Annotated in this window: 16 protein-coding genes; 12 read left to right on the top strand and 4 right to left on the bottom strand. The window is 65.1% G+C overall.

The genetic code is table 11. The annotated features are described in order from the left end of the window. Window positions 1-51: 51 nt before the first annotated feature. Window positions 52-1,566 (bottom strand): MDR family MFS transporter, encoded by a 1,515-nt coding sequence (locus FOZ70_RS19255; protein ID WP_219706494.1) that lies wholly within the window; start codon window positions 1,564-1,566, stop codon window positions 52-54. 231 nt (window positions 1,567-1,797) lie between these two features. Between FOZ70_RS19255 and FOZ70_RS19250 the strand changes: the two genes are divergently transcribed. Then, entirely contained in the window at window positions 1,798-3,357 is a 1,560-nt protein-coding gene (locus FOZ70_RS19250) for a methyl-accepting chemotaxis protein (protein ID WP_060052250.1), read from the top strand. Between the two features lie 56 nt (window positions 3,358-3,413). Here FOZ70_RS19250 and FOZ70_RS19245 read toward each other — a convergent pair whose 3' ends face one another. Together FOZ70_RS19245 and FOZ70_RS19240 are read right to left on the bottom strand one after the other, a co-directional pair. Continuing rightward, window positions 3,414-5,081, bottom strand: a complete 1,668-nt coding sequence (locus FOZ70_RS19245) for an ATP-binding domain-containing protein (protein ID WP_219706492.1) — start codon at window positions 5,079-5,081, stop codon at window positions 3,414-3,416. Between the two features lie 126 nt (window positions 5,082-5,207). Continuing rightward, complete coding sequence (locus FOZ70_RS19240) at window positions 5,208-6,062, bottom strand: helix-turn-helix domain-containing protein (RefSeq protein ID WP_006485970.1); 855 nt, start codon at window positions 6,060-6,062, stop codon at window positions 5,208-5,210. Window positions 6,063-6,286: 224 nt separating this feature from the next. On the opposite strand from FOZ70_RS19240, the gene FOZ70_RS19235 reads away from it, so the two are divergent. Continuing rightward, window positions 6,287-7,621, top strand: a complete 1,335-nt coding sequence (locus tag FOZ70_RS19235; protein WP_021156879.1) for an FAD-binding oxidoreductase — start codon at window positions 6,287-6,289, stop codon at window positions 7,619-7,621. A gap of 82 nt (window positions 7,622-7,703) precedes the next feature. Continuing rightward, window positions 7,704-8,798 carry a potassium channel family protein gene (locus FOZ70_RS19230; protein ID WP_021156880.1) on the top strand — a complete coding sequence of 365 codons (1,095 nt, stop codon included), beginning with the start codon at window positions 7,704-7,706 and terminating at the stop codon, window positions 8,796-8,798. Between the two features lie 178 nt (window positions 8,799-8,976). Here FOZ70_RS19230 and FOZ70_RS19225 read toward each other — a convergent pair whose 3' ends face one another. Then, the gene (locus FOZ70_RS19225; protein WP_021156881.1) at window positions 8,977-9,906 is read right to left on the bottom strand and encodes a LysR family transcriptional regulator; all 930 of its coding nucleotides are present in this window, start codon (window positions 9,904-9,906) and stop codon (window positions 8,977-8,979) included. Window positions 9,907-10,215: 309 nt separating this feature from the next. On the opposite strand from FOZ70_RS19225, the gene mdlC reads away from it, so the two are divergent. The 9 genes from mdlC to FOZ70_RS19185 all read left to right on the top strand — a co-directional run bounded on the left by mdlC (window position 10,216) and on the right by FOZ70_RS19185 (window position 21,093). Then, window positions 10,216-11,805, top strand: a complete 1,590-nt coding sequence (gene mdlC, locus FOZ70_RS19220) for a benzoylformate decarboxylase (protein ID WP_219706491.1) — start codon at window positions 10,216-10,218, stop codon at window positions 11,803-11,805. A 55-nt stretch (window positions 11,806-11,860) separates the two neighbouring features. Then, window positions 11,861-13,312, top strand: coding sequence for an aldehyde dehydrogenase (locus FOZ70_RS19215; protein ID WP_059650337.1), 1,452 nt, complete (start codon window positions 11,861-11,863; stop codon window positions 13,310-13,312). A 141-nt stretch (window positions 13,313-13,453) separates the two neighbouring features. Further along, on the top strand, window positions 13,454-13,579 hold the full coding sequence (locus FOZ70_RS38105; protein ID WP_258025663.1) for a hypothetical protein: 126 nt from the start codon (window positions 13,454-13,456) through the stop codon (window positions 13,577-13,579). Then, complete coding sequence (locus FOZ70_RS19210; protein WP_048022527.1) at window positions 13,576-14,922, top strand: MFS transporter; 1,347 nt, start codon at window positions 13,576-13,578, stop codon at window positions 14,920-14,922. Before FOZ70_RS38105 ends, FOZ70_RS19210 begins: the two co-directional genes overlap by 4 nt. A 114-nt stretch (window positions 14,923-15,036) precedes the next feature. Next, window positions 15,037-16,209 carry a 4-hydroxybenzoate 3-monooxygenase gene (locus FOZ70_RS19205; protein WP_219706489.1) on the top strand — a complete coding sequence of 391 codons (1,173 nt, stop codon included), beginning with the start codon at window positions 15,037-15,039 and terminating at the stop codon, window positions 16,207-16,209. Between the two features lie 124 nt (window positions 16,210-16,333). Further along, entirely contained in the window at window positions 16,334-17,494 is a 1,161-nt protein-coding gene (locus FOZ70_RS19200) for an alpha-hydroxy-acid oxidizing protein (protein WP_219706487.1), read from the top strand. Between the two features lie 68 nt (window positions 17,495-17,562). Next, window positions 17,563-18,522 (top strand): helix-turn-helix domain-containing protein, encoded by a 960-nt coding sequence (locus FOZ70_RS19195; protein ID WP_219706485.1) that lies wholly within the window; start codon window positions 17,563-17,565, stop codon window positions 18,520-18,522. A gap of 152 nt (window positions 18,523-18,674) precedes the next feature. Beyond that, window positions 18,675-19,727, top strand: a complete 1,053-nt coding sequence (locus FOZ70_RS19190; RefSeq protein WP_048022524.1) for a carbon-nitrogen hydrolase family protein — start codon at window positions 18,675-18,677, stop codon at window positions 19,725-19,727. Window positions 19,728-19,860: 133 nt separating this feature from the next. After that, complete coding sequence (locus FOZ70_RS19185; RefSeq protein ID WP_219706483.1) at window positions 19,861-21,093, top strand: MFS transporter; 1,233 nt, start codon at window positions 19,861-19,863, stop codon at window positions 21,091-21,093. The last annotated feature ends 150 nt before the right edge of the window (window positions 21,094-21,243 follow it).

Here is a 21,243-nt window from a genome sequence, read left to right as displayed (position 1 = left end):
GGCCGCGAATCGCGAGGCGGCCCGGCGGCTGCATCGCGGTTCACCGGCCAGTCAGTTGTGCTTGCGCAACGGCGCATCCTCGACGAACCACGCGAGCACGAACGCGATCGCGATGACCATCGCCGCCGCGAGATAGACGACGTGCAGCGAGCCGGCGAACGCATGCAGGTACGCGTCGCGCACGGCATCCGGCAACTGGTGCACGGCGGCCGGGCCGAGCGCGGGCGGCAGCTCCGTGCCGGCCGGCAGCGCAGCCATCACCCGCGACTGCAGCCCGTGCGAGAACAGCGCGCCGAACGCCGCGACGCCGAGTGAGCCGCCGATCGAGCGGAACAGCGTCGCACCCGACGTCGCGACGCCCATGTGGCGGAATTCGACCGTGTTCTGCACGGCGAGCGTGAGCACGGGCATCACCATGCCGAGCCCGATCCCGAGCAGCGCCATGTACGCATACATCGTGTGCAGCGGTGTATCGAGCGTCAGTGTGGACAGCAGCGCCATCGCGACGCCGCCGGTCAGCGTGCCCAGGATCGGAAACATCCGGTACGAGCCGAGCCGCGAGATCAGCCGGCCGCTGACGACCGACGTCACGAGCATCCCGCCCATCATCGGCAACAGCTGCATCCCGGCCTGCGACGGCGTCGAACCCTTCACGACCTGCAGGTAAAGCGGAATGAACGTGACCGAGCCGAACAGCGCGATGCCGACGACGAAGCCGATCAGGCTGACCAGCACGAAGGTGCGATGGCGGAACAGTTCGAGCGGCATGATCGGCTCGGCCGCGAGCCGTTCTTCGTAAATGAAGCCGCCGATCGCGACGACGCCGAGCACGAGCGTCATCCACAGCTGCGGCGACGTCCACGGCAGCAGCGAGCCGCCTTCGCTCGTGAACAGGATCACGCAGGTGAGGGCGGTCGCGAGGAACGCGGCGCCCATGTAGTCGATCCGGTGCTTCACGTGCGCGGTGTGCGGCCGGAACGCGACGCCGATCACCGCGAGCGCGAGAAAGCCGAGCGGCAGGTTGATCGTGAAGATCCAGCGCCACGACAGGTGCTCGACCAGGAAGCCGCCGAGCAGCGGGCCGACGATCGTCGCGAGGCCGTACACGCCGCCGAACATCCCCTGATAGCGCGCGCGGCGATCGGGCGGCACCAGATCGCCGATCGCGGCCATCGTCACGACCATCAGGCCGCCGCCGCCGAGCCCCTGCAGCGCGCGCAGCACGATCAGCTGTGTCATGTCCTGCGCGACGCCGCACAGCGCGGAGCCGGCGAGGAACAGCACGATCGCGGCCTGCAGCACGATCTTGCGGCCGTACAGGTCGCCGAGCTTCCCGTACAACGGCAGCACGACGGTGGACGACAGCAGGTATGCGGTGACGACCCACGACAACTGGTCGAGCCCGCCGAGCTCGCCGACGATCGTCGGCAGCGCGGTCGACACGATCGTCTGGTCGAGCGCGGACAGCAGCATGACGAGCAACAGCGCGGCGACGATCAGCCCGGTCGGCGCGTCGCGGCGGGCCGTGTCGGCGGCCGGCGGAGTGAGGAGGGTGTCGGTGGTCATCGATATATCTGCCATGGCAGGGAATTGGTTCGAACTATAACGACGGATAGTTGACCAGTCAATTTCTGCCCAGCCTCGATCTGTTGCAACCGTAACAGTAGATTGCCGACGCGAAAAATTGACCGGGATCAGCCGGAAAGCGGGGCCGGGCTCAAGTTTTTTGCAGGCAAACCGTAATACAGCGTGCTGCGGACCGATTGCCGCGGCACTTTTCACCGCTCACGTCCCGTCATGAACCTGAACGCCCTGTTTTCCCGTTTCTCGATCCGCACGCGGATCTTCTCCACGCTCGGCCTTGTCGCCGCGCTGCTCGTCGTGTCGGGGCTGATCGGCCTCGCCGGCATGCAGAGCTCGAACCGCGCGCTCGACGAGGCCTATACGCAACAGCTGGCGGCGAAGACCGCGCTGTCGGCGGCCAGTCTCAACCTGACGATCGTGCGCACGACGCTCGACCGCGCGCTGCTGCACCCGGAAGCGCCGGACGTGCCCGATCTCGTCAAGAAGGCCGAGAGTTATCTCGCGAAGGCCGACACCGCGTGGCGCGGCTATGCGTCGATGCCGCACGACGGCGACGAAGGCCCGCTCGCGAGCCGCCTCGATGCCGCGCGCCAGGCGCTGATCGGGCAGGCGCTGAAGCCGATGATCGACGCGGTCCGCGACGGCCGCCGCGACGAGGCCGACCGGCTGCTGATGGCGGTCGCGCCGCCGCTGTCGGTTGCGCTCACGCAGGCGACCGATGCGCTCGATGCGTACCAGGGCGCACGCGGCAAGGAGGTGTACGACACCGCGCAGACCTACTACGGCTGGATGCGTGCGGGCGCGATCGCGGGTATTGCGTTCGGCCTGGCCGCGTGCCTCGGCTGCGCGATCGGCCTGCATTACGCGATCACGCAGCCGGTGAACCGCCTGCTGTCGCATTTCCGCCGCCTGTCGGAAGGCGACCTGACGTCGGAAGTGCGCTGGTCGTCGCGCGACGAGATGGCCGAACTGGTCAACGGCGTGACCGGCATGCAGCGCAGCCTCGCGGACACCGTGCGCCAGGTCAGCCAGGGTTCCGAGGCGATCTCGACGGCGACGCACCAGATCGCGGCCGGCAACACCGACCTGTCGCAGCGTACCGAGGAACAGGCGTCCGCATTGCAGGAGACGGCCGCGAGCATGGAGCAGCTCACCGCGACCGTGAAGCAGAACGCGGACAACGCAGTGGAGGCGCAGGCCTGCGCGGACACCGCGAGCGAGATCGCCACGCGCGGCGCGACCGTGGTCGGCGAGGTGATCGGCACGATGAACGAGATCGACCAGAGCTCGCAGAAGGTCGCCGACATCATCGGCACGATCGAGGGGATCGCGTTCCAGACCAACATCCTCGCGCTGAATGCGGCGGTCGAGGCCGCGCGTGCCGGCGAGCAGGGCCGCGGCTTCGCGGTGGTCGCGGGCGAGGTGCGCACGCTTGCGCAACGCTCGGCGTCGGCGGCGAAGGAAATCCGCACGCTGATCGGCGAATCGGTCGAGCGCGTCGCGAACGGCTCGCGGCTCGTCGGCGTGGCCGGTACGACGATGCAGGACATCCAGCAGGCGATCGGCCGCGTGACGGGCATCATGACGGAGATCGCGGCCGCGTCGAACGAGCAGCGCGACGGGATCGAACAGGTGAACCGCGCGGTGTCGCAGATGGACCAGGTGTCGCAGCAGAACGCGGCGCTCGTCGAGCAGGCTGCGGCTGCGGCGGCTTCGCTGGAGGAACAGGCGGACGGGCTGCGTCGCGCGGTGGGGGCGTTCCGGGTGGCGTGAGCGACGGTGGGCGGCGACACGACGGGCGCTTGCCCGCCGGTCGCCCGCCGATTACGTCAGACGGCCGCGAGCTGCGCGGCCGCGCGCGACGACGCGACGATCAGCAGCTTCATCGTCGCGCGCGTCGCGCCGACGAACAGCTTGCGCGCGGCACGCGCGTCGAGCGTGTCGAAGTCGACCTCGGTGAGGATCACGCACGGCGCCGACTGGCCCTTGAAGCGGTAGATCGAATCGAGCAGCACGTCGCCTTCGCGATATTCCGGGTTGCCGAACAGGTCGTACTTGCCGGTGAAACTCTTGAGCCGGTGCGGGCCGAGCTGGTCGAGCGGCGCGAGCACCGAGCCTTCGCGGCCGCGATACGACAGCACCGCGATGTCCTGCTTGCGAAAGCCAAGCGACAGCGCGTGCGTGATCGCCCGCTTGGTCGCGTCGACGCAGGCTTCGGCCAACGCGTCTTGCGACGCGCCTTCTTCCCCGTACGCCGACACCGACGGATCCGAACCGTCGAACGGGCTGCCCGAGCGCAGCTCGGCCGCGAGCGGCTCGACCCTGCCGACGATGTCGCGCACGAATTCGAGCAGGTCGCGCGGGCTCCGGTAGTTCGTGAGCGCCTTCAGCGTGACCCAGCCCGGCAGCGCGACGGGCTCGCGCATGTACAGGTTCTGCAGCGGATCTTCCAGCCACCACCATGCGCCGTCCGGCACCAGCAGGCGTTCCAGCGCGGCCGCCCACGGCGCATGGAAATCCTGTCCTTCATCGACGACCAGCACGTCGAAGCGCCAGCGTTCAAAAATGGGCGTTTGCGCGAAGCGCGCCTCGAGCCGTTCGAATTCGCCGGGCACCTGGAAGTCCGGCGTATATCCGCCGTCGCGCGCGACCCAGTCGCACAGCTGGTGGTAATTCGCGATCTTCGCGCCGGGCGGCGCGATGCGCGTGATGTAGTCGGCGAGCGGCCGGTTGAAGCACACGTAGAGCACGCGCTTGCCGGCCGCGACGGCATCGCGCATCGCCTGCACCGCGAGCTGCGTCTTGCCCGAGCCGGCCGTGCCGGTGACGCGCAGCCGGAACGGCGCGAATTCGAGCTGGCGCGCCCATGCGGCGAGCCCGCCCGACAGCCGCGTGACAAGCGTGCCCGCCTGCCCGACGAGCGCGCTCGTATCGGGCGTGAGCGCGAGCTCGTCCGCGAGGAAATGGTGGAGTTTCGGCGCGTTCGGAAAGTGCTCGTCGTCCTCGGGCAGGATTCGCAGGATCACCTGCGCGAGCTGCGCCTTGCGCGACGCATCGACGATGCGGTCGGCGGCGACGCCGGCGATCGACGCGTCGCGGATCGAGTAGTCGGGGCAGTACAGCAGCGCCTCGACGCCGTAGACACCCGCGCCGAGCGCGGCCGTCAGGCGCCGGTGCAGCGTTTCCTGCGTGCGCGCGAGCTGGATCGGGACGTTGCGTTCCTTCTGCAGATAGACCTTCACGAGCCCCTTCGGCGTTTCGCGCAGGAAGCCGGCTTTCTGCTCGATCAGCAGCACGCGGCCGGCCGGGCTCACGACGACGAACGCGGCCTCGCCGAACACCGAGAACGCCTGGTCGGCGCGCGTCCAGTGCACGCCGTGATACACGGTGTAGCCGTCGGGCAGCGCGTGTTCGAGGGCCGCGAGCGTTTCGCGCTCGCGTTCGGCCGCGCCGGTCGCGGCGAGGCTTTTCCAGTCGTCGGGAATGAGGCGGGCCATGGCGTCGGGCGGCGGATGCCGGCGTGGGCGTGAACGGGTGCGGCTATTGTACTGATCCACGACCCTGTTCACGACCGCCGTGCCGCGCGGACGATGGCCGTCCGGACGGGGAACGGCCCGGGGACGTTACCCGCGTGCGAGCCGTTTCGCGAGATCGGCGCTGAGGATCGCCATGCGCGCGGGTTTTTCGTAGCAGACGACGTCGAACGCGCGGATCACTTCGCTGATGTCGGCCTCGCTCGCGCGGCCGGTGAGCAGGTCGCCCGTCAGCACGAAGATCGGCGCGCCCGGGTTGTCGGACGTGCGCACGGCCTTGATCGCGGTGGCGGCCGTGCTGTCGTCGAACAGCCATTCGGTCAGGACGGCGTCGAAGGCCTGGCCCTGCAGCGCGTCGACGAACGGCGCGAGGCCGTCGAATGCGGCCGTCGCGAAACCCTGGCGTTCGAGATAGCGGCACAGCTCGGTCGCGCTGACGCGATCGGGGTCGATCACCGCGACGACGAGCTTGTCGCTCTCCGCGCGGCGCGGATAGATCTCGATCTTGTGCACGTCGTACGCGTTCTGGTACAGCACGCCGGTGTGGCGCAGCACGCGCCAGCGGCCGTTCTGCTCATATGCGACGAATTCGGGGCGCGCGCCGGCTTCGAGCGGCGCGCCGATCCATGCGGTGCACGGAATCTCGGCGACGCCCGCATAAAGTACGGCCTCCTGCGAATACGCGCCGACCATGCCGGGGTCGAGCGTTTGCGCGCCGAACAGCTGCGCGGCGGGTTCGCCGTACGCTTCGGCGACTTTCTTGATCTGCGCGAGCGTCCAGGGGCTGCTGCCGCGCAGCTTACGATGGCCTTGCGAAAAGCTCAGGTCGAGGATGCGGCACAGCTCGGTGGTCTGCTGGCGCTTGCCGATGCCGTTGCGGGTCATCAGCTCGCGCACGCGCTCGGCAACCGCGAGGGAATCCGTGGTGATTGCTTCAGTGGTCATGCTACGGGAACGGATCGTGACGTTCAGAACGACGCCTTGCGGCAGTCTCGACGGACAGTCTTCGTGACGTCCAGGGGCGAGCCGACCGGCCACGCGCGGAAAAGATAACTTTACCGCAAAATGGTCGTTATTCAGCGTGGTGAAAGGTGCGTTTGTGTGAAAGGTGTGTCACGACGTTACCACCGCCGCCCGTATCCGGATGCATTAACCCCTGACAGGAAACAATGACGACCACCTATCCGCTGCACGATACCCTGACCCTTGGCGATTCGCCATTCCCGGCCGACGCCGACGTCGTGATCGCCGGCGCCGGCATCATGGGCTGCGCAGCCGCGTATTACCTGGGTCTGCGCGGCCTGAAGGCCGTCGTGCTCGACAAGTCGCGTATTGCCGGGCAGCAGTCGACACGGGCCTGGGGCTTCGTGCGGCAGCAGGGCCGCGAAGCTGCCGAGGTGCCGCTGATGATGGCCGGCATGCGGATCTGGGAAGCGTTAGAGGAAACCCTCGGTTTCGATCTCGAATGGCGGCAGGGCGGCTGTCTTTATATTGCGGACAACGAAACGGACTGGGCGTCGTTCAACGCTTGGCTCGCGGTTGCGCGCGAACACGGACTCGACACGCGCACGCTGACGCGCGCGCAGATCGACGAGCGCGTCAGCGGCCTTTCGCCGCAGGCACGCACGCTCGGCGGGCTGTATACCGCGACCGACGGGCAGGCCGAGCCGCGCCGGGTGGCTGCCGCGTTCGCCGCGCGTGCCGTCGAGGCCGGCGCGCGCTTCTTCGAAGGCTGCGGCGTGACCGCGATCGAGACGGCCGGCGGCGCGGTGGTCGGCGTCGTGACCGAGCGCGGCACGATCCGCACGCGGCGCGTGATCTGCGCGGCGGGCGCGACCAGCTTCCGGCTGCTCGACGGCGTCGGCATCCGGCTGCCGCAGCAGGCCGTCCGCGGTACCTGCATGCGCACCAATGTGGTGCCGCCGGTGTCGGCATCGACGGTGTGGGGGCACGGCCTCGGCATCCGGCAGCGCAAGAACGGCGCGATCAATCTCGCCGACGACATGCAGGTCGACGTCGACCTGACGCTCGGCCACCTGCGCGGGTTGAGCCTGTTCTGGCCGGAGTTCTGGTCGCAGCGCGACAAATTCCGGCTGCACGTGAACGGGGCTGCCTGGCGCGATGCGCTTGCGCGCATCAACGGTGCGACCGGGCCGATCGAGCCGCGCGATCCGCAGCCGCAGCCGAATCGCGCGCATGCGCCGCGTGCACTCGCGAAACTCAAGACGATCTTTCCCGCGCTGAAGGACGCGCAGATCGTCGAGGCCTGGGCCGGCCTGATCGACGTGCTGCCCGACGGCATTCCGGTGATCGACGCGCCGGGCACGCCGTCCGGGCTCGCGATTGCGACGGGGTTCTGCGGCCACGGTTTCGCGATGGGGCCGATCGTCGGGCGGCTGCTTGCCGAATGGATCGACACCGGTGCGCCGTCGCTCGACCTGTCGGCGTTTCGCGCGCAGCGCTTCGTCGACGGCACGATGGTGCGGCCGCGCAGCATGCTGTAACGGACGAGTCGATGCGATGACGTCGGACGGTCGCGGCCGACCCATCGTAGAATCGAGCCCGCATCCTTCAGGAGATTCCCCGTTGGCATCGCCCTCCGCCCAGCGCCGCTCGTTGCGCTCACGCCTGCGGCGCGCGCGCAATCCGTGGCAGGCGCCGCGCGCACGCACGCTGTTCACGCGTCCCGCGACGTCGCCGCGCCGCACGCTGCTGTTCCGTCTCGGCGCGGTCGTGCTGCTGTGCACGCTCGCGTTCCTCGTGCTGTATCTCGATCGCGACGGGTTGCGCGATTCGACCAAGAGCACGCCGATGACCGTCGCCGATCTCGTGTACTTCACGATGGTCACGGTCGCGACGGTCGGCTACGGCGACATCGTGCCCGTCACCGCACGGGCGCGACTCATCGATGCGTTCTTCATCGTGCCGATCCGCATCGTCATCTGGTTCATTTTCCTGGGCACGGCCTATCAGTTCGTGATCCAGCGCGTCGTCGAGGAATTCCGCATGAAACGCCTGCAAAAGCAATTGTCCGATCACATCGTCGTATGCGGTTATGGCCTGTCGGGCTCGATCGCGGTGCGCGAATTGCTCGAGAGCGGTGTCGATCCGGCGACGGTCATCGTGATCGATTCGCAGCAGCAGGCGCTCGAGGCCGCGACGTCGCTCGGCGTGACGGGGCTGCTCGGCGATCCCGCGCACGAGGATCTGCTGCAGCAGGCGCAGGTGCGTTCGGCGAAGGCGGTGATCATTTCGGTGACCGATGATCCGACCGCGATCCTGCTGACGCTGTCGGTGCGCAGCATCGCGCCCGATACGAAGATCGTCGTCCGGATCCAGGAGAACCTGTACCAGCGGCAACTGCGGCAGGCGGGCGCCGACGTGATCGTGTCGTCGACGAAGATCGGCGCGCTGCTGCTCGCGGACGCCGTGCATAGCCGCTATATCGTGCCGTTCGTGAACGACATGCTGTCGACGCGCGGGCGCGCGACGCTGCTGGAGCGCGAGGCGATGCCGCAAGAGGTCGGCTGCATGACGAACGTCGTGCCGGGTGCGATCGTCGTCGGGCTCGATCGGTGCGGGAAGATTTTTTCGTTCTACGAGGATCCGCCTTGCAGGATCGAGGCAGGGGATACGCTGGTTGTGATTCAGTCGGCGCGGATTCCGGATCCGGATGTTTGATGCTTGATGCTTGAACTAACGCATCCTCATCAGGATTCCCTGGGTGGCGACTGCTGGCGACGGCGCATCAACGTGCAAACGCGGCGCCAGACCCGGGCTGACTTCAATTGAACAAGGCGGGGTGTGCGTCGGGTCATGCCAAAACGCACGAATCGCGGGCCCGCCCGATTCACGGCCATCAAGACAGGCTTTGCCCGTCCTTGCGCAAAGATCCCGTCAGGTGACGCAATTCGTCCAGCAGCTTGACGGCGGGCGCGGGTAGCGTGCCACGCCGGCGCCGGAATGCCGTCAGAGTGCGTTGCGCATCCAGGCCTTCGATGTCCAGCGCGTCAATGACGCCAGCCTTGCTTTCGGTGTCGTACATCGGCTCGGCCATCCATGAGACGAAGCCGCATCGTGCTACCAGGCTTTTGAGCACGGTCACCGAACGGGTCTCGACTGCAATGGCCGGCATCGGCAGACCGCGGGCCCTGAAGGTCTCCTGCATGTGGGCATAAGGTCCGGTTCCCTTGGGCGTGAGCGCCCACCGTTGTGTCAGTGTGTCTTCGAGCCGCAGACCGCGCGTCGAGCGCAACGGATGATCGGTCGCAGCGACCACGAAACTCCGGTCGGTCCATGAACAATCGGAGAGCGCAGCGACCTCGTCGGTTTCGATTCCCGAGGTGCAGAGCGCCAGGTCGATCTCGTAAGCGAGCAAACCCTCGACGAGACGATCCCACACGCCTTCGATCACCTCGACGCGCAGGTTGGGCCATTTCTCGAGCACGCACGCGATGGCCATCGGCAGCACGAGGCTCGCGATGCTGCCCACCGCGCCCACCTTGATGACGCCTTTCGCGAGGCCGCGCATCGCGTCCAGTTCCTCGCGCGCCTGTTCGGCTTCCCGTTGCAGCAACATCGCATGCGGCATCAATGCCTCGCCCAGCGCGGTCAGCTGCATCCCTTTCGTGTGGCGCTCGAACAGCGGCGCCCCGACCGATTCCTCGAGCCGCTTGATCGATCTGCTCAGCGCGGGCTGGGTCATGTCGAGCAGCGTCGCGGCTCGTCCCAGGCTACCGGCGGACACGATCGTCGTGAACATCGTCAACTGCTGCAGATTGAAACTCATCGCGGCGAACCTGATTGAAAGGGAATAAAGGGGGGGAACAGGGTCCCGGGTTGGACGGCGCTAGGTGTCTTCCCTGAAAGGCACCGCCGCGTACGCTCGCGGCGGCTGCCGGAAAACCGGTGCTGGCGGCGCTCAGCCCCGCCCGGTAAGGCTTCCGGCCTGAATGGGCCCGTCAGGCCACTCGGTGATGCCATGCTTAAATGTAATGACTTTGAGCATTATTGGCAATTTTCAAACAAGGTATCGAATCCCATACTGCGGCTCATCCAATCACCGCCAGCCCGAATGGCGAACCGCAGAGGATTCGAGATGCAACGAAATACAAGTGGGCAGCCGACCGTTCGCGATGCCGTCGTGGACTTGATGCGGCGCCTCGGCATGACGTCCGTGTTTGCCAATCCCGGCTCGACCGAACTGCCCATGTTCCGCGACTTCCCGGAGGATTTCCGGTACGTGCTGGGCCTGCAGGAAGCGGTTGTGGTCGGCATGGCTGACGGGTATGCCCAGGCGACCGGCAACGCCGCGCTGGTCAACCTGCATTCGGCGGCCGGCGTCGGCAACGCGATGGGCAACATCTTCACGGCGTTCAAGAACCGCACGCCGCTGATCGTGACCGCCGGCCAGCAGGCCCGCTCGATCCTGCCGTTCGAACCGTTTCTGTCGGCATCGCAGGCAACAGAGTTGCCGCGCCCCTACGTGAAATGGAGCATCGAACCGGCTCGTGCCGCCGATGTGCCGCTGGCGCTTGCCCGTGCGTACCACGTGGCGATGCAGGAGCCGCGTGGCCCGGTGTTCGTTTCCATTCCGGTCGACGACTGGGATCAACCGGCCGGCTTCGTCGAGGCGACACGGGTCAGCACCCGGTCCCGCCCCGATCCGGAACGGATCGCGGAGATCGGCGATGCGCTGGATCACTGCCAGCGGCCGGCCATCGTCGTCGGCGCGGAACTCGATCGCGCCGATGCCTGGAGCGAGATTATCCAGATTGCCGAGCGCCACAACGCGCGGGTTTATGTTGCGCCGATGTCGTCGCGCTGCAGCTTCCCTGAAGATCATCGGCTCTTCGCCGGATTCCTTCCGGCGATGCGCGAAAAAATCGTCCGGATTCTGCACGGGCATGACCTGATCTTCGTCGTCGGGGCGCCGGCGTTTGCGTATCACGTCGAAGGCAGTGGGCCGCATGTGCCTGACGGTGCGGCGTTGTACCAGCTCATCGACGATCCGGCCACCGCCGCGTGGACGCCGGTCGGCACGTCGGTGGTGGCGAACATTCGCCTGGGGCTTGCGGACCTGCTCGCCCGTCCGGCGCCGCGAGGCCGGCCGCTGCCGGCGCCTCGCGAGGCCGTCGAGCGCGCCGAGCCCTCCGCGGTCATGTCGGTCGCCTACGCGTTGCAGACGCTGTCCGAGGTCCGCCACGCTACCGATATCGTGGTCGAGGAGGCGCCCAGTTCGCGCCCCGTCATGCAACGTTATCTGCCGTTCACGCGCAGTCAGACGTTCTACACGATGGCAAGCGGCGGTCTGGGCTACGGCATGCCCGCCGCGGTGGGCGTCGCGTTGGCCAGACCCGGCAGCCGCGTGATCGGCCTCATCGGCGACGGCTCGGCGATGTATTCGCCGCAAGCGATCTATAGCGCGGTCCAGCTCGATCTTCCGATCACATTCGTGATCCTGAATAACTCGCGCTACGCCGCCTTGCAGGAATTCGCGCCCGTGTTCGGCTTCGCCGCATCGGATCCGGTACAGGGCACCGACCTGCCAGGGCTGGATTTCGTTTCCCTGGCCAACAGCATGGGGTGCGAAGGCGTTCGAGTGAGCGACGCGCTGTCGCTGAAGCCCGCGCTGGAAGACGCGTTGTCTTCGGGAAAAACACGCGTCGTCGAAATTGTCGTGGCCTGACCGCGAGCCGGTGATTCGGCAGGCAGGTTTTTCAAGAATATTCCAGGAGACGGTAATGAATCAGGTAACGATGTTGATCAACGGCGAGCGTGCGATGGCTCGCGACGGCGCGACATTCGAGCGCCGCAACCCGCTCGACGACACGGTTGCCTCGACGGCGCCGGCCGCGACGGTCGCCGATGCACAAGCGGCGGTGCATGCGGCGGCCGCCGCGTTTCCCGCATGGTCGGCGATGGGCCCCGGCGAGCGACGCTCTCTACTGAATCGGGCCGCGGATGCGCTCGAAGAAAAAGGCGACGCGTTCGCGCTGGCAATGGCAACCGAAACGGGCGCGTCCCGCCTGTGGGCGGATTTCAACGTCAAGCTTGCGGCCGACGGGCTGCGCGAAGCGGCTGCGATGATCACGCAGATTTCGGGCGAAGTGATTCCGTCCGATGTGCCCGGCAGTCTCGCACTGGGCGTTCGGCAGGCCGCCGGCGTCGTGCTCGGGATCGCGCCGTGGAACGCGCCCGTCATCCTGGGCGTGCGTGCGGTTGCGTTGCCGCTGGCGTGCGGCAATACCGTCGTGCTCAAGGGTTCCGAAATTTGCCCCGCGACCCACGGCCTCATCATCGAGGCATTGCAGGACGCGGGACTGCCGCGTGGCGTCGTGAACTTCGTCACGAACGCGCCGGCGAATGCCGGCGACGTTGTCGAAGCGCTGATTGCCGAGCCTGCGGTCAGACGGGTGAACTTCACGGGTTCGACGCGCGTCGGCCGCATCATCGCGACCCAGTGCGCGAAGTATCTGAAGCCTTCGGTACTTGAACTCGGCGGAAAGGCGCCGTTTCTGGTGCTTCACGATGCCGATCTCGACGCCGCCGTGCAAGGCGCGGCATTCGGCGCGTTCGCCAACTCCGGCCAGATCTGCATGTCCACCGAACGCATCGTCGTCGACACGGCGATCGCCGATGAATTCGTCGCGCGTCTGGCCGAGAAGGCGACGAGCCTGCCGCTTGGCGATCCGAGAAAGGGCCCGGCCGTCCTCGGCTCCGTCGTGGACATGGCGACCGTCAGGCGATGCAACGACCTGATCGACGACGCGCTGGCGAAAGGCGCGACCCTGGTGTGCGGCGGGAAATCCGAGACCACGCTGATGCCGGCCACGTTGCTCGATCACGTGACGGCGGACATGCATATCTACCGGGAGGAGTCGTTCGGGCCAGTCAAGGCGATCGTCCGCGTCGATGGAGACGACGAGGCCATCGCATGCGCAAACGACAATGAATATGGTCTGTCGGCGGCGGTCTTCAGCCGTGATGTCGCGCGGGCGTTGACGGTAGCGAAGCGGATCGAGTCCGGGCTTTGCCACGTCAACGGGCCGACGGTTCACGACGAGGCGCAGATGCCGTTTGGCGGGATGAAGTCCAGTGGTTTCGGGCATTTCGGCGGCAAAGCCGGAGTCGCGGAATTTACCGATTTGCGCTGGATCACCGTGCAAACGACGCCTCGTCACTATCCGTTCTGATCGTTGTCGCGGTCAGCGCGCGTGATGCTCGCCATGGATGCGATGGGCTTCCGGATGGTGGGCACGAACACAATAACAACCCGATACCGTTGAGATGCCTTCGCTCCTGGAACGACGAGCGATCGGCTTAAGGAGACTGCAATGCCTGTCATCAATTTCGAGTCGTCGCTCGATCGCACCTGGTTCGAGTCCGACCGTCACGTCGGAAAACCAATTGCTCAGGACTGCGATTCGGACTTCGCCGGCCGGGCCGGGAGCGCGAAATGAACGATCGTAATCCGCGTCTGCCCACCGTAGATATCGGCCGCACCCTCGACGATGGGCCGTTCTCGGCGTTCCAGCGAACGGTCGTCCTGCTCGCCGCACTTGCGATCGTGATGGATGGATTCGATGGGCAACTCATCGGGTTCGCCATTCCCAGCCTGATCAAGGAATGGGGCATCACGCGCAACGCATTTGCGCCCGCCGTTGCCGCCGGCCTCGTCGGCATGGGCATCGGCAGCGCGTTCGCCGGGCTGTTCGCGGACAGGTTCGGTCGGCGCTGGGCGATCATCGGGAGCGTGCTGGTATTTGGCCTGGCGACGAGCTCGATCGCGCTGTCGCCGGACGTCACGACCATTGCGATCCTGCGCTTTTTCGCGGGATTGGGTATCGGCGGCGCACTGCCGAGCGCGACGACCATGACGGCGGAATTTACGCCTGCTCGCCGGCGGACGCTCGCCGTGACCGCAACCATCGTGTGCGTACCGCTGGGGGGCATGCTTGCGGGGCTGTTCGCGAGTGTCGTGCTTCCGCATTACGGCTGGCGCGGGCTCTTTCTGATTGGCGGCACGCTTCCCGTCGCACTGGCGCTCCTGCTGTATTTCGTCATGCCGGAATCGCCACGTTATCTTGCGCGTCATCAGGAACGCTGGAACGAACTGCGTCACCTGTTGACCCGCATGTCCCGCTCGGTTCAGCCGGACGCCGTGTTCGCCGATCAGAAGGAACAGAAAGCGGTACAGCGTCCAGGCTTTCGTGCGCTGTTCGCGGACGGTCAAGGCCGCGACACGATTGCAATCTGGGTCGCTTTCTTCATGAACCTGATCGCGGTCTACAGCGCATTCAGCTGGCTGCCGACGATGCTTGCAGGGGAGGGGCTCAGCCCTTCGGTGGCGGGTTCGGGTCTTACCGCCTACAACCTGGGCGGCGTATTCGGCGCAATAAGCTGCGCGGTGGCAATCGGTCGGTTCGGATCACGCTGGCCTTTGCTCGTCTGTTGCCTGATGGCGTGCGCGAGCGCACTTTTCCTGCGCGGTCTCGACGTCTCTGCCCACACGACGCTGCTCGTGTTCGGAATCGGGTTGCACGGTCTGTTCGTGAACGCGGTTCAGTCGACGATGTATGCCCTTTGCGCGTATGTCTATCCCACCGAGATTCGCGCGACCGGGACCGCATCCGCGCTCGCGTTTGGGCGGCTCGGCGCGATTCTCAGCGCGTTCGCGGGGGCCTTCGTGATCACGCAGGGTGGAGCGTCTGCGTACCTGGGCATGCTGGGCGCCGCGATGGCGATGGTGTTCATCTGCCTGATGATCGTGCGTCGCCATATTCCGCCCATCAAGGGTGCTTGAGATCAGTGTCGAGGGTGACGTAGGTTACGCGCTCCGCGCAGAGCACGTAACGACGTCGCTCATGTTCAACCGAATGACGGAAAGCGTCTGACAGTACCTTCAGTTGGAGATAGCATGCGCACTCAAGTAGGCATTATTGGCGCCGGTCCTGCCGGCCTCCTTCTTTCTCATCTTTTGCATCTGAATGGTATCGAGTCCGTCGTGCTCGAAACCCGCGGACGCGAGCAGATCGAATCGACGATCAGGGCGGGTGTACTCGAGCAGGGGACGATGGACCTGCTCGAAGCGTCCGGTGTCGGTGAACGAATGAAGGCGGAAGGTGCGTTGCATCACGGCTTTGAACTCGCGTTCGACGGAAAGCGGCGGCGCATCGACCTCAAGGCGTTGACCGGGCGGGCCATCACCGTCTATGCGCAGCACGAAGTCATCAAGGATCTGGTGGCGGCTCGCGTTGCTGCGGGCGGCTCTATCCTGTTTGGTGTCGCGGATGTCTCGCTTCACGACATCGACACGTCGGCCCCGTCGATACGGTTCGTGCATCAAGGGCAATCGCATACGCTGGACTGTGATTTCGTGATCGGATGCGACGGTTCGCAAGGGGTGTCCCGTTCGGCGATTCCCGAGAGCGTTCGCCGCGATTTCGAGCGCGTCTATCCGTTCGGTTGGTTCGGCATTCTGGTCGAAGGTGCGCCGTCCGCGGACGAGCTGATCTATGCGCGTCATGATCGTGGTTTTGCATTGGTCAGCACTCGTTCGCCGACGGTTCAGCGCATGTATTTCCAGTGCGACCCGAAAGATTCAGTCGACAACTGGTCCGACGACCGGATCTGGGCCGAAATGCACGCACGTGTCGACTCCGCCGATGGTCAATGCGTTGTCGACGGGAAGATTTTTCAGAAGAATATCGTCGGCATGAGGAGCTTCGTCTCGACGACGATGCAGCACGGCCGACTGTTTCTTGCCGGCGACGCCGCTCATATCGTTCCTCCTACCGGAGCAAAAGGTCTCAACCTGGCAGTCTCCGACGTACGGATCCTGAGCAGCGGACTCGACGCGTATTACCGGACCGGCGATGAAGCGCAACTCGCTTCGTACAGTGAGCTTGCGCTGAAGCGGATCTGGCGTGCCGAGCATTTCTCCTACTGGATGACCCGCATGATGCATCGCCTCGACGATGCCTCGCCGTTCGAGCAGCAGTTGCAGGTCGCCGAGCTCGAGCACGTGACCACGTCCGAAACTGCGGCGAGGTCCATGGCGGAAAACTATGTCGGTAGCGTGGTCGTCTAGCTTTCGACTTTGCGTCGTTACTCGGCTGTCGTCGGCATCGAACGGTCGAGAGAGGCGCGCGAAACCGGCGTGCAGCGCGCCTCGAACTTTTCGCATCACGATTCAATCTGACAGTACCTCAATCATGACAACAGGATTTCCCGGCATTTTCTCCGTCAGCGACTATCGTGACGCAGCCAGACGGCGGCTGCCGCGCATGGTGTTCGACTATCTGGAAGGCGCGGCGGACGATGAGTCGGGATTGACACATAACCGTTCGGCGTTCGACGGATTGCAGTTGTTGCCGCGCCGGCTGTCGGATGTCAGCACGCGAGCGCAGTCGATGACGCTCTTGGGCCGGCGGATTCCATTACCGCTGGTAATCGCGCCGACGGGCCTCAATAGCGCGTTCTGGCCCAAGGGCGACCTCGCGCTTGCGCGCGCGGCGGGCAAGGCCGGTATTCCGTTTGCGCTATCGACGGCTTCCAACATGTCCATCGAAGAGGTGGCGAAAGGGGCCGACGGAGAACTGTGGTTTCAGCTGTACGTCGTTCATCGCAACCTCGCGAAGAGCCTGGTCAATCGTGCCCGCTCGGCGCGCTATTCGACCCTGATCCTTACCACCGATGTCGCGGTCAACGGCTTTCGCCGACGCGATCTTCGCAACGGCTTTGCGATGCCGTTCAAGGCCAGTGCACGTGCGGTCGTCGACGGACTGTCGCACCCGCGCTGGCTTTGGTCTTACCTGATGAACGGCATGCCGGAGCTGAGGAATTTCGCGACGGACGATGCATCGGACACGGCCTCGCAGGCCGCGATCCTGCGCCGGCAGATGGATGCGAGTTTCGGTTGGGACGACCTGCGCCGTCTGCGGGACGAATGGCCGGGCAAACTCCTCGTCAAGGGCATCGTGACGGCCGACGATGCCGCGCGGTGTGTCGCGCTCGGCGCGGACGGCGTCATCGTTTCGAACCACGGGGGAAGGCAACTCGCCGACCTGCCGGCGACAGCCGACGTGCTGCCGGACATCGTCGAGCGCATCGCGGGCGCGACGGTCATGCTCGACAGCGGCATACGGACGGGGGCCGACGTCGTCAAGGCGATCGCGCTGGGGGCCCATGCCGTGATGCTGGGGCGCGCTACGTTATACGGGTTGGCGGCCAGAGGGGAAGCCGGCGTGAGCGACGTCATCGAGATGATCAAACGGGAAACGGACCGGACGCTTGCCCTCATCGGTTGTCGCTCGGTGGAGGCGCTCGATCGCAGCTACGTTTCGAAGCGGCCGTCCCGGGGTATTGCGCATTGACGCCGGATTTTGGATGCGCAATGGTCCGGGATAACGCTCTCGCGTGTCTGCCACCGGAACCTCGTGCCATGAATCAAGTGACGACCACGGATCATTACCATCGTGACGACAGGCTTCTGGCATGGTCGGATCAGGTTCGGGCCAGTTGCGTCCCGATGGTTTTCAGGACCGAATCCGGGCAGGGATTTCATGGCGAGATTTCCAGCGTGGACACCGACGGCATGTGTGTGTCGCGGATCTCGGCGGTCGATCACGTCGCGGCGCATGACTGGGACGAAGTGCGGCGCACGGCGGACGACTACCTGCTCGTGTCGATCCAGACCGAAGGGCGAGGCGCGATCGAGCAGGATGCCCGCACCGCGTTCGTCGGCCCCGACGACATGGTGCTGTTCGATTCGTCGCGCAGTTTCGTCTGGCATTTCTCCGGACAGCATTACACGATCCGCTTTCCCCGCAAGGCACTGGAGAAATGGGTGCCGTGCGGCCGGCAGCACACCGCGGTGAGGATTCCCGCGGCCACCGGGGTACGCCGGATCGCGGCGGACCATATCGCGTCCCTGCACCGGGCGCTTTCGGCGGACGAAGGCGCCATGACCGGTTGCGAGCGGCTTGGCGATGTGTCCGCGAACCTGGTCGCGCTGGCGTTGGCGGATTATTTCAACACGGTTTCGCTGCCAAAATCCAACGTGAAAGAGATGCATCTGCTTCGCGCACGTGCATTGATCCATGACCGTATTCGCGAACCGGAACTCGGACCCGAACAGATCGCCGACGAACTGGGGGTATCGAGCCGTTATCTTTACCGGCTGTTTGCCGAGGTCGGAGAGTCGATCGGCGAGATCATCTCTACGGCCCGACTCGACGGATGCGGCGAGTGGCTTCGGCAACGCGCGTACGCTAACCGCTCGATTACCGATATTGCGATGGCGTGGGGTTTCAATAATGCATCGCATTTCAGTCGCACGTTTCGACGTCGCTTCGGCATGTCCGCGCGCGACTACCGTGCGACGCATCGCGACGTTGGTTGAATCGCCCCTGAGCGGGCCGCGCGATAATCCCGCCGGCTGGCAGCATAAGTAAAAATCCTGTTCTGTCAGAGTCAAGCGTCCGCCATATTGGCCCCGGACACTTCCTCTACAACGTTGCGGGCGTCCCGTCCCGCGAGTCGTGGAGGAGTATCTTGGCTCTCAACCATCCCCAATATAAGGCGGCTGTCGTGCAGGCCGCCCCGGCGTTCCTCGATCTTCAGGCCGGAATCGAAAAGTCCATCCGCCTGATTGAAGAGGCGGCGCAGGCCGGCGCCGCCCTGATCGCCTTTCCCGAAGTGTGGCTGCCCGGCTACCCGTTCTACATCTGGCTCGGCACCCCGGCCTGGTATATGAGCAAGGGCTATGTTCAGCGCTACTTCGACAATTCGCTGAGCTACGACAGTCCGGAAGCCGATGCGCTGAGGGACGCAGCGAGGAAAAACCGCATCACGGTCGTGATGGGACTCTCGGAGCGCAAGGGCCATTCGTTGTATATCTCCCAATGGATCATCGGCCCCGACGGCGAAACCCTGCTGCAACGACAGAAACTCAAGCCCACCCACCTCGAACGGACGGTTTTCGGTGACGGGGAGGGCAGCGGCCTGACCGTGATCGACAGTCCATTGGGCAAGCTCGGCGCGCTGTGTTGTGCCGAACACGTGCAGCCTTTGACCAAAGCCGCCATGTACGCGCAAGGCGAACAGGTCCACGTTGCCGCGTGGCCGAGCTTTTCCCTCTATGAATTCGCCAGCGCATTGAGCTACCAGGTGAACAACGCGGTTTCGCGGACCTATGCCGTCGAAGGCGGATGCTTCGTCCTCGCGCCGTCGACAGTCGTCACCGAGGAGATGGTCGAGCATCTTTGCGACACCGAGGACAAACGTCAGCTGTTGCGGGCGGGCGGTGGCCATAGCGTGGGATACGGGCCCGACGGGGCGGAGCTGTTCGACAAGATCGACGAAACCGCGGAAGGCCTGCTCTACGCCAATATCGATCTCGGCACGCAATCGCTGTCGAAGTGCGTTTTCGATCCTGTGGGACATTACTCGCGGCCCGACGTGCTGCGATTGCTGATCGACCGGCGACCGCGCCCCCCTGTCGCCGAGATACTCGACAGAACGCCGGCGGAGACGGCCGCCGATGATCCCGCTTCATCGGACGGCGGCTGCCCGTCCGGGTTGGCGGGAAGCGGCGGAGATCGGTAGCGGGACCATCGGGCTCGCCATGTCGTTCCATGGCGGGCCGGTCGGAGGGTTTCGTTTCGCGGCCGGGTAGGCCTGGCGGTTTTTCTTCGAAACAACGGTCATTCAGTCACGACGATATAGTTAGGATGGCGATATGAAATACAAGGAAAGCGGAAACTACGAATGGAAGATGGTCATCTTTCTTGCGGTGCTGTTCGGCATCGTGGGTCTCGACCGTCTGGTCATCGTGTACCTGTTCCCGGTTCTACTGCCGGAACTGAAACTGAACAACACGCAGGCAGGCGCCATCGCCTCGGTGCTTGCGTTGACCTGGGCCATTTCGACATGGGTGCTCGGAAGCCTGTCCGACCGCCACGGGCGTCGCAAGATTCTGCTCGGGTCTTCGATTTTCTTCTCGGTGATGACATCCTTCACCGGGGTCGCCAAGTCGTTCCACAGCATGCTGCTCGTGCGAGGCCTCCTTGGCGTCGGAGAGGGGGGCGTCTTCAGTGCCAGCGTCGCGACCATCGATGAAATATCGACACCGCGTCGGCGCGGCTTGAATCTGGGCATCCATCAGTCGTTCTTTCCCCTTCTGGGTATCGGCCTGGGACCGATTATCGCTACCCAGCTCGTGATGCATATGCGCTGGGAGTGGGTGTTTTTCGTTCTCGGTATCCCGGGGCTTCTGCTGACGTTCCTGATCGGCAAGACCATGCGAAAGCCGGAGGCAAGTCTAGATAAACAGGCGCGATCGGCATCGGCCAGCCCCTTGACCGTGCTGAGATACAAGAACATCTGGTTGACCACGGTCATCGGCTCCCTTTTCCAGACGGGCCTGTTCGTTTTCTCGACGTTTGTCGCGCTCTATCTGACCAAGGTAGTGGGCCTCAGCCTCGGCACGGTCGGCCTGATCATCTCCGGATGGGGTTTCGGCGGATTTATCGGGATGATCGCCGTTCCGGCGATGTCCGATCGGCTTGGTCGGCGTATCGTGCTCGTCGTTTCCGCGGCTTGCTACGGGGTCCTGATGTTGGCGTTCGTTCTTTGTCACGCGTCTCCGATCGTCATGTTCTGCAACCTCTTTGCCGCCGGGATTTGCGGCTTCGGCATCGCACCGCTCTTTCTTGCCGTGATTCCCTGCGAATCCGTGCCGTCCACGCTGACCGGCTCCGCCGTAGGCGTTCCCACCGCTGTCAGCGAACTCATCGGTGGGGTCCTGATGCCGGTGGTGGCAGGTGGGCTCGCCGACACATTCGGTCTTGGTTATCCGATGCTGATCGTCGGGGGCGTGTCGTTGGTTAGCGCGCTCGTGGGGATGTTTCTCGAGGAAACGGTGCCCACCGCGACCTCGAAGCGTTCAGTCTCGAACATGGACGCGGTCTGAACGTCTGGCGAAGTGCCGGTGGATTTCAGGCCTTTGCGGGGAATCGCGCGATCCAGGCCGCTGACGGCGGCCTGGAGGCGGTTTCGGGGGCGGTAAGGCGACGTTGCGAGGGTTGACAGCGTCGTCAATTCTAACGATGCGATACAAAAA

This window comes from Burkholderia sp. COPS (assembly GCF_019425585.1).
Classification (GTDB): Bacteria; Pseudomonadota; Gammaproteobacteria; order Burkholderiales; family Burkholderiaceae; genus Burkholderia; species Burkholderia cepacia.
The sequence above is the reverse complement of the archived record's forward strand: the minus strand, read 5'-3'. Positions and strand labels throughout refer to the sequence as shown.

What these genes read in the sequence shown, in the direction of transcription:
- FOZ70_RS19255 (WP_219706494.1), bottom strand. Translation starts at nt 1,566, where the DNA reads ATGACCACCGACACCCTCCTCACTCCGCCGGCCGCCGACACGGCCCGC.
- FOZ70_RS19250 (WP_060052250.1), top strand. Translation starts at nt 1,798, where the DNA reads ATGAACCTGAACGCCCTGTTTTCCCGTTTCTCGATCCGCACGCGGATC.
- FOZ70_RS19245 (WP_219706492.1), bottom strand. Translation starts at nt 5,081, where the DNA reads ATGGCCCGCCTCATTCCCGACGACTGGAAAAGCCTCGCCGCGACCGGC.
- FOZ70_RS19240 (WP_006485970.1), bottom strand. Translation starts at nt 6,062, where the DNA reads ATGACCACTGAAGCAATCACCACGGATTCCCTCGCGGTTGCCGAGCGC.
- FOZ70_RS19235 (WP_021156879.1), top strand. Translation starts at nt 6,287, where the DNA reads ATGACGACCACCTATCCGCTGCACGATACCCTGACCCTTGGCGATTCG.
- FOZ70_RS19225 (WP_021156881.1), bottom strand. Translation starts at nt 9,906, where the DNA reads ATGAGTTTCAATCTGCAGCAGTTGACGATGTTCACGACGATCGTGTCC.
- mdlC (WP_219706491.1), top strand. Translation starts at nt 10,216, where the DNA reads ATGCAACGAAATACAAGTGGGCAGCCGACCGTTCGCGATGCCGTCGTG.
- FOZ70_RS19215 (WP_059650337.1), top strand. Translation starts at nt 11,861, where the DNA reads ATGAATCAGGTAACGATGTTGATCAACGGCGAGCGTGCGATGGCTCGC.
- FOZ70_RS38105 (WP_258025663.1), top strand. Translation starts at nt 13,454, where the DNA reads ATGCCTGTCATCAATTTCGAGTCGTCGCTCGATCGCACCTGGTTCGAG.
- FOZ70_RS19210 (WP_048022527.1), top strand. Translation starts at nt 13,576, where the DNA reads ATGAACGATCGTAATCCGCGTCTGCCCACCGTAGATATCGGCCGCACC.
- FOZ70_RS19205 (WP_219706489.1), top strand. Translation starts at nt 15,037, where the DNA reads ATGCGCACTCAAGTAGGCATTATTGGCGCCGGTCCTGCCGGCCTCCTT.
- FOZ70_RS19200 (WP_219706487.1), top strand. Translation starts at nt 16,334, where the DNA reads ATGACAACAGGATTTCCCGGCATTTTCTCCGTCAGCGACTATCGTGAC.
- FOZ70_RS19195 (WP_219706485.1), top strand. Translation starts at nt 17,563, where the DNA reads ATGAATCAAGTGACGACCACGGATCATTACCATCGTGACGACAGGCTT.
- FOZ70_RS19185 (WP_219706483.1), top strand. Translation starts at nt 19,861, where the DNA reads ATGAAATACAAGGAAAGCGGAAACTACGAATGGAAGATGGTCATCTTT.